The 13922-nt window shown below is 73.5% G+C and carries 12 protein-coding genes; 9 read left to right on the forward strand and 3 right to left on the reverse strand.

Going from position 1 to position 13922, the window contains the following annotated elements; genetic code table 11:
• Positions 1-229: 229 nt before the first annotated feature.
• The 3 genes from ACFVIM_RS12675 to ACFVIM_RS12685 form a co-directional block, all read right to left on the reverse strand.
• Positions 230-1498, reverse strand: a complete 1269-nt coding sequence (locus ACFVIM_RS12675; RefSeq protein ID WP_384300699.1) for a pyridoxal phosphate-dependent aminotransferase — start codon at positions 1496-1498, stop codon at positions 230-232.
• Positions 1491-2906, reverse strand: a complete 1416-nt coding sequence (locus ACFVIM_RS12680; protein WP_384300700.1) for a KamA family radical SAM protein — start codon at positions 2904-2906, stop codon at positions 1491-1493. Before ACFVIM_RS12680 ends, ACFVIM_RS12675 begins: the two co-directional genes overlap by 8 nt.
• A gap of 257 nt (positions 2907-3163) precedes the next feature.
• Positions 3164-4456: an MFS transporter gene (locus tag ACFVIM_RS12685; RefSeq protein ID WP_384300701.1), complete on the reverse strand. Its 1293-nt coding sequence runs from the start codon at positions 4454-4456 to the stop codon at positions 3164-3166.
• 184 nt (positions 4457-4640) lie between these two features.
• Here ACFVIM_RS12685 and ACFVIM_RS12690 point away from each other — a divergent pair, with 184 nt between their 5' ends.
• The 9 genes from ACFVIM_RS12690 to ACFVIM_RS12730 all read left to right on the forward strand — a co-directional run bounded on the left by ACFVIM_RS12690 (position 4641) and on the right by ACFVIM_RS12730 (position 13920).
• A complete protein-coding gene (locus ACFVIM_RS12690; RefSeq protein ID WP_384300702.1) occupies positions 4641-5318 on the forward strand; it encodes a CGNR zinc finger domain-containing protein in 678 nt (225 codons plus the stop codon).
• A 262-nt stretch (positions 5319-5580) separates the two neighbouring features.
• A complete protein-coding gene (locus ACFVIM_RS12695) occupies positions 5581-6321 on the forward strand; it encodes an SDR family NAD(P)-dependent oxidoreductase (protein WP_384300703.1) in 741 nt (246 codons plus the stop codon).
• Positions 6322-6326: 5 nt separating this feature from the next.
• Positions 6327-7592, forward strand: a complete 1266-nt coding sequence (locus ACFVIM_RS12700) for a glutamate-5-semialdehyde dehydrogenase (RefSeq protein WP_384300722.1) — start codon at positions 6327-6329, stop codon at positions 7590-7592.
• 236 nt (positions 7593-7828) lie between these two features.
• Entirely contained in the window at positions 7829-8113 is a 285-nt protein-coding gene (locus ACFVIM_RS12705; protein ID WP_384300704.1) for an acyl carrier protein, read from the forward strand.
• Positions 8110-9465, forward strand: coding sequence for a TrpB-like pyridoxal phosphate-dependent enzyme (locus tag ACFVIM_RS12710; RefSeq protein ID WP_384300705.1), 1356 nt, complete (start codon positions 8110-8112; stop codon positions 9463-9465). The genes ACFVIM_RS12705 and ACFVIM_RS12710 overlap by 4 nt, the downstream gene beginning before the upstream one ends.
• A complete protein-coding gene (locus tag ACFVIM_RS12715) occupies positions 9462-10616 on the forward strand; it encodes an acyl carrier protein (protein WP_384300706.1) in 1155 nt (384 codons plus the stop codon). The genes ACFVIM_RS12710 and ACFVIM_RS12715 overlap by 4 nt, the downstream gene beginning before the upstream one ends.
• Positions 10617-10716: 100 nt before the next feature.
• Entirely contained in the window at positions 10717-10974 is a 258-nt protein-coding gene (locus ACFVIM_RS12720; RefSeq protein WP_384300707.1) for a phosphopantetheine-binding protein, read from the forward strand.
• On the forward strand, positions 10971-12359 hold the full coding sequence (locus ACFVIM_RS12725) for an acyl-CoA dehydrogenase family protein (protein WP_384300708.1): 1389 nt from the start codon (positions 10971-10973) through the stop codon (positions 12357-12359). The genes ACFVIM_RS12720 and ACFVIM_RS12725 overlap by 4 nt, the downstream gene beginning before the upstream one ends.
• Complete coding sequence (locus ACFVIM_RS12730; protein WP_384300709.1) at positions 12352-13920, forward strand: acyl-CoA dehydrogenase family protein; 1569 nt, start codon at positions 12352-12354, stop codon at positions 13918-13920. Before ACFVIM_RS12725 ends, ACFVIM_RS12730 begins: the two co-directional genes overlap by 8 nt.
• The last annotated feature ends 2 nt before the right edge of the window (positions 13921-13922 follow it).

Genomic DNA, 13922 nt, shown 5'->3' on the forward strand with positions numbered 1-13922 from the left:
CTCCTTCACTCTCCCCGGGGGGGGCCGCGCATGTTGTTTAAACGCCCCTGGGGGTAGCCCGGGCGGGGGGGGGGGGGGTTCCCGCCCCCCGCCCGTCCGTGCGGCCCGCCGTCACGGGGGAGGGGACGGACGGGTCGCACGGGGTTGGTGGGTGCCCGGGTTCTGCCGCCGGGATCATGAGGGGCGCCTCCGTGCCGTGGGGCACCGGGGCGCGCCCGCCCAGCGGGCCCTAGCCTCCGGCCAGCTCGCCGATGGCCTCCTCCAGCCGGGTCAGTACGTCCGCCACATGGGGCAGGGTCAGCGGATCCGGCGCCGCCAGGGACTCCTCCTGTTCCTTCACGGTGTCCCCGTAGAGCATGCTCGTGGCGGCCTTGAAGCGCAGGGCCGAGGTGTCGTCGCCGAGATGGTGTCCGGCGAGGACCATGACGCCGTGCGCGTCCAGGAGATGGCGCTGGAGGCTGTCGGAGCCGGTGACCCCCTTCCCGGCGAGGAGTCCGCGCAGCGGCCCGAAGTCGGGGTAGACGTAGAACGCCCCGGTCGGCGGGCGGCAGTCGGCTCCGGCCGCCGTCATGATCCGGTGGACCTCGCGGGCGACGACGCCGTGCAGCCGGGCGCTGTCGGCGAGCCGCTCCCGTATCTCCGGGGGTTCGGCGAAGGCGTAGGCCGTCACCTCCTGCATGGGCACGGCCAGGGTGGACCAGACATCGCTGGCGACGGAGACGACACCGTCCCGGGCCCGCCGTCCGGCCTCGGTCTCCGGGAACCGGCACACCCCGACGCGCCAGCCGCCGATGGCGAGCGTCTTGGAGAGCCCGGTGGTGATGACCGTGCGCTCGGGCGCGATCTCAGCGGGGCTCAGGAAGGGGGTGGCCGGGTCGTGCACGATGTCGCGGTAGATCTCGTCCGAGACGATGACCAGGTCCAGTTCCCGCGCCAGCGCGCCGATCTCCCGGATCAGCGCGGGCGGCGCGAGCGTGCCGGTGGGATTGTCCGGCAGGGTCAGGATCACCACCCGGGGGTCGCCGCCCGCCGCGCGGGCGGACCGCACCACCTCCCGTACGGCGGCGGGGTCGGGCACCCCGCCGCACTCGGCCGGGATCGGCACCCCGTACGCCCGCTTGCCCGCGAGCCGGACCTGGGGCGCGTAGGAGTTCCACGCGGGCCGGGGCAGCAGCACATCACCGGGCAGAACATGCTGGAGTGCCATGAGCAGCGGTTTGCTGCCGGGGCCGAGGACGATCTGGTCGGCGGAGGTGGGCAGTCGGCGGCGGCCGAAGTATCCGGCGGCGGCCTCACGGGCCCCGGCGGAGCCCGCGACCGGGCCGTAGCCGCCCTCCCGCGCGCCCGTGGCCAGGCGTTCGGCCAGCGGGCCGAAGACGGGTAACCGGGACTCGCCGAAGCCGAGGTGGATGATGCGCTCGCCCGCCGCGCGCCGTTCGGCGACCTGCTGGTTGAGGGCGAGATTGGGCGAGGTGTGCCAGCGGGTGGGCTCAGGCATGGGCCAGCTCCTCGTCGAACCGGGCGGTGGTGGCGCTCTCGTCGGCCACCGGGCCGAGCGGGCCGCCCGTGACGGCCGTGGCGATCTCCGCCGGGGTGTCGTCGGCGAGCCGCAGATCGCTGAGCCAGGCGGCGTTCTCGTCATAGTGGGCCAGGAAGGGCCGGCCCACCAGCAGGGGGTCGCGGGCCTGGAGCAGCCGTAGCTGGAAGTAACGTCCGTCGTGCCGTTCGGTGGTTCCGTCGACCACCACCTTGCCAGGTGTTGCGGACATGACAGGCCCACGTACGGTACGGGCCAGCCCCGGCAGCGTCAGATACGCGGCACGGAAGATCTCATGGGCGCGGGCGAGCGGCACCTTGAAGTACTCGTAGGGGCCGGTGTCCCGCTCCACGAACAGGTAGTACGGCACGGCGCCCACCGCGAGTTCGGCCCGCCACAGGGCGCTCCAGGCCGCCGGGTCGTCATTGACGTGCGCGACCAGCGGCGCCTGGCAGTAGGCGAGCGCCCCGGTGGCGCGGATCCGGGCCACCGCCCGCCGGGCGAGATCGGTCTCCAGCTCCCGGGGGTGGGTGAAGTGCATCATGACGGCCAGATTGCGCCCGGACGCCACCACCCGCTCGAAGAGCCGCAGCACCTCGTCGGCGTCCGGGTCGGTGACAAAGCGCTGCGGCCAGTACGCGACCGACTTGGTGCCGATCCGGACCGTACGGACGGAGTCCACGGCGAGCAGCGGCTCGATATGGCCGCGCAGCCGCTCCGTGGACATGATCATGGGGTCGCCGCCGGTGACCAGGACGTCATGGACCTCGGGATGGCGGCCGAGATAGCCGATCAGCCCCCCGGGGTCCGGCGCGGCGAAGCGCAGCTCGGCATCGCCCACGAACTGGGCCCAGCGGAAGCAGTACGTGCAGTACGCGTGGCAGGTCTGGCCCTGGCCGGGGAAGTACAGCACCGTCTCGCGGTACTTGTGCTGGAGGCCGGGGACCGCGTCGCCGTCGACGGTGGGCACATTGAGCTGCTTCTGACCCGATGGATGGGGATTGAGGCGGTGGCGGATCCGCTGGACGGTCCGGCGTAGTTCCTTCTTCGCGCCCGGATCGTCCAGCAGGCCCGTCAGCCGCCGCTCGTCCTCGGCGGGGAGCATCCCCCGCTGGGGGAAGACCATCTGGAATATGGGGTCCCGGGGGATGCTCTCCCAGTCCACCAACTGGGTCAGGACATACTCGTTCACGCGGAACGGCAGGACCGTGGCGAGGGCCCTGATGGAGCGGGCGATGTCCTGGGGGATCCCGAAACGTTCCGTCAGCGCGTCGACGTGATGGGATCCGTAGGCGCGGAAGCGCTCCGTCTCCGGGGCGGCCGCCAGGGGCGCGGCTGCGGACACGGGTGAGATGGCGGGCGAGGGCATGCGACGACCTCCGGTGCAAGGAAAGTGACGCGAGGGAGTTCCTTGAGCCTAAGAGGCGTCGACCGGCCGGAACAGCGCCGTCCACTGGCCGGTCGACAAGTGCTCCCGCTGCCCGGATAGCGGTGACCGGCCGCCTGACGCGCATGTGGCGCCCGGGGGCCGCACGGGCGGAGGGTGTGCGACCGGCCACCGGGGCCGCACCGGATGAGGGCGCGGTGCCGGGGTGCGTGAGCCCCGGATGGTCCGGTGGAGAGGTCTCAGTTGCGCGCCGATGCCGCGTCGACCTCCGCCAGTGCCCGGGGAGTGACCGTACGGAGGAACGGGACCATGATGAGGAGGGTGGCCACGGCGAAGACCGAGAACGCGGCCCGCATGCCGAAGAACTCGGCGAGCAGTCCGACCAGACCGGCGCCCAGCGGCATCGCGCCCCAGCTGAAGAGCCGGGCCGCGGCGTTGTAGCGGCCGAACATGGAGTCGTCGACCAGCCGCTGGCTGATGGTGCGGGAGTTCACCGTCCACAGGATGCCGCCCATGCCGCCGAGGAAGGCGCTGGCGGCGACCACCCAGAGGTTGGTGGTGAAGACCGGCGCGGCGACCATCAGCGCCGTGCCGATCAGATCGGCGAACATCGACCAGCGGCGGCCCAGCAGCCGGTTGACCGTGGTGACGGAGACCGCGCCGATCAGTCCGCCCGCGCCGAGCGCGCTCAGCAGGATGCCGTACTCCCGCGCGTCGAGCCCCATCACCGAGGTCGCCATCAGCGGCATCAGCGCCAGCCAGGCGCCCCAGCAGGAGGAGAGCACGGTCAGGGCCAGCGCCATCAGGCGCAGCAGCCGCTGCCCCCACAGAAAGCGCAGTCCCTCGGCGATGCGCTGGTTGACCGTGCCCGCGGGGCGGGACGTGTCGCGCTCCGGCCGGAACCTCCCGACCAGGAAGACCAGGATCAGGGTGCCGATGACATAGCCCGCGCCGGTCCAGCCGAGGGCGACGCTGGAGCCCGCCGCCACCAACAGCCCCCCGATGAAGGGTCCGCAGAACTCGTTGCACGCGGTCTCCGCCCCGGCGACCCAGGCGTTGGCGCGTTCCTGGCCCTCGCGGGCGACCGCCGCCGGGACGAGGGTCGCCGCCGAGGTCAGGGCGACCACCTCCGCCACGCCCAGGACCAGTCCGCCGACGTAGAGAGAGGTGAGGCTGATCGAGTCCTGGAGGGTGAGGACGAGCAGGGCGGCGACGACCAGCATCCGGGCGCCGTCGGCCAGCCAGAGCAGCAGCCGCCGGTCGAACCGGTCCACCAGCACACCCACATGCAGCGCGACCAGCAGCCATGGCAGCGTCAGAGTGAGGCCCACCCCGGCCACCTGGGCGGGGGAGTCGGTCAGTTGGGTGGCCATCAGTGGCAGCACGACCTTGGTGACGCCGTCGGCCAGGTTGGTGATGGCGGTGAAGCCCACCAGCACGGCGGTGTTGCGGTCGCTGCGGTCCATCCGCCGCCGCCCGGACCCGTCCCGGCCGGGGGCGGACGGTGCGCGCTTGTCGAGCACCCCACTCATGGTTAACCTCCTAAGTGCCTTTGCTGGTTAGTATGGCAGCGGTATGCTGACGGAACAGAGGAATCCAGCCATCGCCCATCAAGAACCCTGATGGGGGCAGAGCGATCGTCGATGGCGTCGATGATGTGCATGGCGTCGATGATGTTCATGGCGCCCACGGCGTCCACGGGAAAGGCGGCCCACCGTGACCGAGCCCTCGTACGCGGCCGGGCTGATCGAGTCCTTCCTGAACACCATCGACCTGGAGAGCGGCGAGGACGACATCGCCACCCCCGGCGCGCTCGCCGACTGGCTCACCACCCAGGGACTCACCTCCTCCACGCCGTCGTTGAGCGCGGCCGACCACCGCTCCTTCCTCGCGCTGCGGGAGGGCTTCCGGGAGGCCCTCGACCCGGCGGACCCCATCGCGCCCCGCCGTCTCGCCGCCGCCGACGCGGTCTTGGCGACGGTTCCGGTCCTGGTCGCCCTGGGCCCCGGAGCGCCGGACGGGGGACCGGCGCCCGGCGGGGACGCGGACCCGGGATCCGGCCGGGGTGCGGGGACGGGATCCGACCCGGGTACGGAGACGGGCCCGCCGCCCGGCCCGCTGCGCCCGGCCCCGGGTCAGCCGCCCGCGGCCACGGCCCTCGCCCGGCTCGCCGTCGCCTGGACCCGGACCGCGCTGACCGGCGAGATCGAGCGGCTCAAGCGCTGTGCCGAGCACACCTGTGGCTGGGTCTTCTGGGACACCTCCAAGAACCGCAGCAGACGCTGGTGCTCGATGCGGGTGTGCGGCAACCGCACCAAGTCCCGTCGGTACACCTCCCGCCACCGGGCGACCACCGGCGCGCCAACGGGCCGGGGCGGCACCCCCGTACCGTAGCCGTCCCGCTTCCGGGAGCGGGTTCGCGGAGCCGATGGGCCCCTCGGGTTCTTCTATGGGGCCAGGTCAGCGGCCCGCCTCCGGGATGGGTAATCCCGTCATCCGGCATCCCTATCGCCCGCCCGCCCGCATTCCTTGACCCTGGCCTACCCCGGCTCCCACGATGGCATCACACCTTCGAACGGATGCCCAAGAGCCGCCGTCAGGCAGGAACTCCCCTGTTTATGACGCTACTTGCCCACGTCATCACAAGGAGTCGGGGATGCCGGAACCACTCGCCGTCGTCACAGGCGGAACCCGCGGGATCGGGCTGGCCCTGAGCCGCCGCCTGATCCGTACGGGCCACCACGTCATCGCCTTCTACGCCGCCGACCGGGAGGCCGCGGAGAAGGCCGAGCAGGACAACGCCGGTCATCTGACCACGATGCGGGTCGACCTCTCCGACGCCGCACAGGTCGCCGGCGCCGCCGCCCGGGTCCTCGCCGAACACGGCACCCCGTCGGTGCTGGTGAACAACGCGGGCCTCAACCGCGACCGCCCCTTTCTCCAGCTCACCGACGAGGACTGGCGGCGGGTGATCGACACCAATCTGTCCGGGCCGTTCTGGCTGATCCGGGCGCTCGCCCCGGCCATGCTGGAGGCCGGTGGCGGATCGATCGTCAACATCGGCGCCACCACCGGGATCCGGCCCCGGGTCGACGGCGCCAACTACTGCGCCAGCAAGGCCGGTCTGCTCCAGCTGACCAAGGTCCTCGCCCTGGAACTCGCCCCCACCATCCGGGTCAACTGCCTGATCCCCGGCATGATCGACACCGAGGAGCTGCGGACCCGCTGGCGGCTGGACGACCCGGAGCGGATGGCGCTCACCCTGGATGAGATCCCCACCCGCCGCATGGGCACCAGCGAGGACATCGCCGACGCGCTGGAGTTCCTCACCGGCCCGAACGCGTCCTACGTCAACGGTCAGAAACTGATCGTCGACGGCGGACAGTTCATGTGGTGACGGCCATGGTCGACGAGATCCTGCGCCGTGCCCGCGCCGCCGTCAACGACGCCCCGCCACTCGGGGACGACGCCTACCGCCGCTACTGCCGTGAACTGGCCTATCAGCTCACCCAGCGCTGGCCCGGCATCCAGCGCGCCAACACGGCCGACCTCGACCGTGCCCGGCGCCGGGGCCTGCCCGCCACCCTGGTCGAGCGGCTCCGCCTCACCGACGCCCACCTCGACGCCATGGTGGCGCTGACCGGGGCGGTCGCCAAGGAACTGGACGCCGCCGTCGCCGACACCCCGCTGGCCCCGGCCGGTGGAGGAGCCTTCCTGCGGCGCGTCCGCCAGCCACTCGGCGTCGCCTTCATGATCTACGAGGCGCGGCCCACCGTCACCGTGGACGGCGCGCTGCTGCCCGTCGCCGTCGGCAACGCGGTCCTGCTGCGCGGCGGCAAGGAGAGCGCCGCCACCGACGCCGCGCTCGCCGGGGCCGCCACCGCCGCGCTCGCCGCCGCCGGACTGCCCACGGGGCTCGTCACCGTCCTGGACGACCCGGACCGTTCGCTGATGAAGGCGCTGCTGGCCCGGCCCGACCAGGTCGACGTGCTCATCCCGAGGGGCAGCCCCTCCCTGATCGACTACTGCCGTACCGCCAGCTCCATCCCCCTCATCGCCAGCGGCGGCGGCGTCAACCACCTGTACGTCCATGGCGACGCGGACCTGGCGCTCGCCGCCCGCGCCACCCTCGACAGCAAGATCCCCGAGCCCGCCGGATGCACCTCGGTCGAACTGGTCCTGGTGGACGAGGAGATCGCCGACGCGTATGTGGCGGCGGTCCTGGCCGCCTGCGAGCGCGAGAACGCCACACTGACCCTGCGGCTCGACCCCTCGCTCACCGCCCCGGAGCCCCGGGACGGCGCGCCCTGGCGCACCGAGCGGCTCGCCGACCACGACCGGGGCCGTGAGTTCCTCGACCCGGTCATCGCGGTGCTGCCGGTCACCGGCCTCGACGCCGCCACCGCCCATATCCGTGCCCACGGCTCGCACCACACCGAGGGCGTGCTCACCGAGGACCCGGCCGTGGCGGAACGCTTCACCCGCCAGGTGGACGCGGCCATGATCGTCGTCAATGGCTCGCTGCGGCTCCATGACGGACCCACCCTGGGGCTCGGCCCCGAACTCTCCATCGCCACCGGACGGCTGCACATCCGGGGACCGGTGACCCTGGACGCGCTGATGACCAGCGCCTGGGTCGTCGAGGCACACGGCCGGATGCGCGGCTGAACCCGCGATCCCGCGATCCCGCGATCCTGCGATCCTGCGATCCTGCGATCCTGCGATCCCGCGAGCGTGCGACAGAGGCACCGCCTGACCGCTCTCCTCCGCCTGACGGTTCTCCTCCACACCGCCGTGGCCGGACCACCCCATCCCGCCCCCGCGAGGCCGGCCCTCCGCGTCCGCCCGCACCCACCGTGGCACCGCCCTGACCCGGCGGGCCCATCGACCCGCGAGAGGCACCCATGACCACCACCCACCGGCTCGACCGGTCCACCGTCGGCGCCACCGTCCGGCGCGTCGTCATCGCCGAGTCCCGGCTCTCCATCGACCCGGCCACCATCACCGAGAACGAGCCGCTCGTCGGCGACCTGCTGCGGGTCAACTCCCTCGGCTTCGTCGGCATGCTGGTGCGGATCGAGGACGAACTGGACGTCACCCTCCCCGACGACCTCTTCGTCGGCCGCTCCTTCACCACCGTCGGCGACCTCATCGACGTCGTCCTCGCCGGAACGGAAGGTGCCGCATGACGGCCGCGCTCCCCACCCAGTGGCGCAGCACCCTGCCGTACCTGGCCGAGCCGCTGCCGCCGGACCTGACCCCCGAGAGCGTGAGCGGCGGCGCCGTCGGCGTCAACCTCCCGCTGGAACTGGTCCGCCAGAGCGTCTCCTCCCGCGAGTACTGGCCGATCCCGGACGAGGTCCGCGACGCCTACCGCACCTTCCGGCCCACCCCGCTGTGGCGCGCCACCGGCTTCGAGCGGGCCATCGGCGCCCGGGTGCCGGTCTATATGAAGTACGAGGGCGGCAACGTCTCCGGCAGCCACAAGCTCAACACCGCGCTCGCCCAGGCCCACTACTACAGAAAAGCCGGGGTGAAGGAGCTGGTCACCGGGACCGGAGCCGGTCAGTGGGGCACCGCGCTGGCCGCCGCCTGCGCCCTGTTCGGACTGCGCTGCCGGGTCTTCATGGTCGAGTCCAGCCTGCGCCGCAAGCCCTACCGGGGCGTCCTGATGCGGATGCTCGGCGCCGAGCTCCACACCAGCCCCAGCGGCCTCACCCAGGTCGCCGCCCGCCGCACCGAGGGCGTCGGCAACAGCCTGGCCCTCGCCATCGGCGAGGCGGTCGAGTACGCCTCGACCCACGACGGTGTCGCCTTCAGCATCGGCAGCGGCGAGACGTACAGCATCCTGCACCAGTCCGTCATCGGCATCGAGGCCCAGGCCCAGCTCGCCGAGGCGGAGGCCGCGATCGACACCGTGGTGGGCGCCGTCGGCGCGGGCTCCAACTTCGGCGGCATCGCGCTGCCCTTCCTCGCCGAGGCCCGCTCCACCGGCGCGCCCCTGCCCACCCTGGTCGCCGCCGAGTCCGCCACCGCGCCCAAGCTCACCCGGGGCGTCTACGCCTACGACAAGACCGACGCGACCGGCTCGGGGCCGATGGAGGCCATGTACACCATCGGCAGCGACCACCCGATCCCCGACGCCCACGCGGCGGGCCTGCGCTTCCACGGCGCGGCCAAACTCATCTCCGCGCTGCGGCACACCGGCGAGCTGGACGCCACCGCCGTCACCCAGCGCGAGGCCCTCGACGCGGGCCGGCTGCTCACCCGGCACGAGGCCGTACTGCCCGCCCCCGAGTCCGGACACGCGCTCGCCGCCGCCGCGAAACTCGCCACCACCGGGGCCGACGGACTCCGCGCCGAACGCGGTGTCCTGGTCTGCGTCAGCGGCCACGGCTATCTCGACCTGGCCGCCTACGAGCAGCTCCTCACCGGGGAGCTCGGCGACGAGGCCCCCACCGAGGAGGCCCTGCTGCGCGCGGTCTCCGGGCTCTCCCCGGTCCGCCCCGGCGCGCCCCTGCTGACGGGAGGGCTGCGATGACGGTGTCCGCCACCGCGCCGGTCTCCACCACCGCGCCCACCGGGCCGGCCACGGTCCGCGCCGAACTGCTCGACTGTGTCCAGTCCAGCCTCGCCGTCCTCGCGGACCGCCACCACGGGCCCGGCGCCCATCTGGCCCTCGGCGCCACCGTACGGTTCACTCCGAGGCCCGGCCCGCACGGACTGCCCACCATCGAGCCCGACCCGCTGGCCCAGCTCGCCGCGGCCGGGGAGCTGGGACTGGTGGAGCGCGCCCGCTGGAACGAGGTGACGCCGGGGGAACTGGCCCTGCTCGCCCAGGAGCACGGCACGCTCTACGTCCTCGCCGACACCTACGCGATGTCCTGGCTGCCCTACCACGGCCGACGCCACATGGAGCACAGCTACCTCGTCGCCCCCATGGGCACCCGGGCCGTGGTCACCGACGCCTACCACAGCCACACCCCCTGGGGTCTGGCCTCACCGGGGGAGTGGCTGCTGGACTGGGCCGAACTGCCGGTGTCCTCCCTGGTGATCGCGTTCGAGCCCGCGCCGGAGGCCGGGCGCCCCGCCTCCGGCACCGACCACGGCGGCGATATCGCGGCGTATGTCACGGCCTACGCCGACCACCCCGACCGGACGGCCGCCATCGGCCGACTCGCCACGGAGACCTGGCTGCTGGCGCGCCAGCGGCGGCTGTACGGCGCCCACCTGGAGCGGGAGGGTTCCGCCGCCCCGGCGGAGCTGGCCGAGCACCTGCGACGGCTGGACCGTCTCGCCGAGCAGACCTTCCTCGCCCTGCGACGGCTGGAGCGGGGCCGCCCCGAGTCCCGGCGGCTCCTCGACGACCTCGCCGCGGCCCTCCACGCCGACCGCCGGATCCTCACGGCCCTGGACGATGACGCGCCGATGGCCCCGCCGGAGGGTGCCGGACTGCGGACGGTGGTGACCGCCACGGTCGCCTCCGTCCTCGCCGTCGACACCGCCGAGGTCGAGGCCGCGCCCGCCCTCACCGATCTCCCCGGTTTCTCCTCCTTCCAGGTGGTGGAGATCGTCGAGGCGCTGGAGGAGCGGCTCGGTGTCGAGTTCGCCGCCGACGACCTGGTGCCGGAGAACCTGCACCACGTCGACGCCCTGTGCCGCCTCGCCGCCGAGGCCACCGGCCCCCGTTGACCCGCCGCCCCGCCCCCCGCTGCCCCCACTGACCCTCCGTACTCCGCAGGACAGAACCCCCGCACTCCGTACGACGACAGACACCCCGGGAGCGACCGCCATGGACATCCGATTCACCGAACTGCTCACCCCCTTCCTGACCTACCTCGGCGAGGACGAGCTGACGCCCGACGCCGACCTGAGGGCGCTCGGCCTCGACTCGATGCGCTCGATCGAGCTGCTCTTCGGCATCGAGGACACCTTCGAGATCTCCCTGGCGGACGAGGACCTCAACGACGCCACGTTCGCCACCGCCGGAACGCTCTGGGACGCCATCGAGGCCGCACGGACCGCCGACGGCCGGGCGGGCGTCTCATGAGCGCCGCGCTGACCGGGCTCCGCACACCGCACCCCGGCACCGGAGACCCCGTCCTCGCCCCGGCCCATGAGCGGTCCCCGCACCGGGAGTCCATACAGGAAGGCGCCGTACGGGAAGGTTCCGCACGGGAAGGTTCCGCACGGGAGGGGGCAGCCCGGGAAGACGCCGTACGGAAGGGAACCGCCTGGGAGGACTCCGTACGGGAGCCGGGTCCCCGCGACAGTGCCACGGGCGGGCCGACGGTCCTGGAGCGCGCCCGGCGGGTGGCGGCCGTCGCCGCCGAGCACGCGCCCCGCCACGACCGCGACGCCGACTTCCCCGTCGAGGCGCTCGCCGCCCTGCGCGCGTCCGGACTGCTCGGCCTCACCGTCCCCGTCTCCCACGGCGGACTCGGCGGCGGGCTCGCCGACCTCCTCGATGTCTGTGTCGAACTGGGGCGGGCCGATATGTCCGTCGCCATGATCCTCGGGATGCACTGCCAGCAGGTCGCCGCCGTGGTCCAGCACGCCCCGCCCCGGCTCCGGGACGAGCTGCTCCCCGAGATCGCCGCCGGACGGCGCTACCTGGCCTCCGTCACCACCGAGAGCGGCAAGGGCGGCCACTTGCTCACGGCCCGGTCGCCGCTCCACCGCGACGGCACCGACCTGGTCGTGGACCGGTTCGCACCGATCGTCACCGGCGGCGCCCACGCCGACGGCTTCCTGCTGACCGTCCAGGCGCCCGACGCCACCTCGCCCCACCAGGTCTCCCTGGTCTACGCGGGCCGCGACCAGCTCACCATCGAACAGAGCGGCTCCTGGAACCCCATGGGCATGCGCGCCAGCCACAGCGTCGCCCTCCGGCTCACCGGACGGCTCCCCGCCCACCAGGTCATCGGCGAACACGGACGGTTCTCCCGTATCGCGGGCGAGGTCTTCGGCCCGCTCGCCCACCTCGCCTGGTCCGCCGCCTGGCTCGGCACCGCGACCGGCGCCCTGGCCCGGGTGGTGCGCCTGCTGCGCTCCCCCGAGGGGCGCGGCCGCTTCGACCCCGGCTCCGAACTGCTGCTGACCCGGCTCTCCACCGCCCGCCAGCGGATCGACACCGTACACGCCCTGCTCCGCCACACCGAACGCGCCGTCAGCGCCGCCGCCGACCTCTCCACCCCGCCCCTGCAACTGCTCCTCAACGCCCTCAAACTGACCGCGTCCGAGCAGTGCCAGGCCGCCGTCGAGGAACTCATCACCGCCGTCGGGCTCCGCGACGGCTATCTCAAGGGCTCGGCGACCCGGCTCGAACTCGCCCTGCGCGATCTGCGCTCGGCCCCGCTGAACTACGCCAACGACCGGCTCCACCAGGCCGATGGGCGACTCGCCCTGCTGGACCCGGAGGTGCGCCTTGTCTGAGCGGATCACACTCCTGGCGGACCCGGTGGACCCGGTGGACCCGGCGGCGGCGCTGGCGCGGGTGCGGCCCGGACTCTCCCACCGTACGGAGGCGATCCCGCCGCGCGACACGACCGCCGCCCCCGCCTCCGTACCCGCACCCCACCCCGTCCCCACGGACGCCGACGGGCGCCGGGTCTGGGCCGCCCTCGGCGCGGCCGGACGCCTCACCGGCGTCTACCGCGATGGCGACCCGGCCGCCGGAACCGACCCCGCCGCGCTCGGCCGGCTGATGGCCGACTGCGACGCACGCTTCGGCATCGGCACCACGCTCGCGATCTGTGTGCAGATCGCCACCGCGCTGCCGCTGCTCACCCTCGGTGGCGACCCGGCCGCCCGCGCCCTGCGGCGGGCGCTCACGGGCGAGGCCGTCATCGCGCTGGCGGCGACCGACGAGGGCGCGGGCACCGATCTGGCCGGGCTCGCGACCACCGTCACCTTCGACGACGACAGCGACACCCTCACCGTCACCGGCACCAAACGGTGGATCAGCAACGCCGTCCACGCCGACCACCACCTGGTGCTCGCCCGCCACCGCGAGGGCGGCCACTTCACCAACTTCACCTGGGTCCTGGTGCCCGCCGACGCACCCGGTGTCACCGTCGAGGCCGCCGACACCGCCCTCTTCGACGGATCCGGCACCGGCCATCTGCGGCTGACGGGCGTCCGGCTGCCCCGCGACCACGTCGTCGGCCGGGTGGGCCGCGGTATGACCTCCTTCGCCTCCCACATCGCCGTGGAGAGGCTCACCGGCACCCTGTGGGCCGTCGCCCTGTGCACCCGGGTGCTGCGGCAGACCGTCCGCCGCCTCACGGGGCGCCGCCACGGGGACGGCACGCTGTGGGGGCTGGAGAGCGTGCGCCAGCGGGTCGCCGCCGCCGTCGTCCGCGTCCACGAACTGCGTGCCCTCACCGACCGGTACGCGGAGAAGGTCGCCCGCGACCACGACACCGCCGCCGCGGCCCTGCTCAAGGCGAGCGCCGCGCTGACCGTCGAGCGGGTGCTCGCCGACTGCGCCCGGCTCCAGGGAGCCGACGGGTTCGCCGCGACCGGAGCCCAGTGGACCCGGGCCCAGGCCGCCCTGTGGAGCATCGGCGGCGGCGCCACCGAGGTCGTGCTCTCCACGGTGGCGGGCGCGTGTGACGCGCTCCTCGCGGATCTGCCCGCCCCGTCGAGCCTGACCGGTCTGCCGGATGTGGCCGCCCCGGCGCACCTGACCAGCCGGTCCGATCCGACCGCCCCGGCGCGTCCGGCTGGCCTCTCGGGCCCGGCCGATCCGGCGCACCTGACCAGCCGGTCCGATCCGACCGCCCCGGCGCGTCCGGCCGGCCCCTTGAGCCCGACGGACTCGCCGGAACCGGCCAACCCGTCCCGTCCCGCTGACCCTTCCGCTCCCACGGTCCCCTCCCCCCTCACCCGTCCATCGGATCCCACCGAGCCGCCGCACCGCACCGATCCGCCGGTCCCGCCGGGCGCCACCGCCGTCGCCCCGCCCCACTCGCCGACCAGCCCGACGAGCTGACG

The organism is Streptomyces sp. NPDC057638 (assembly GCF_042800315.1).
Classification (GTDB): domain Bacteria; phylum Actinomycetota; class Actinomycetes; order Streptomycetales; family Streptomycetaceae; genus Streptomyces.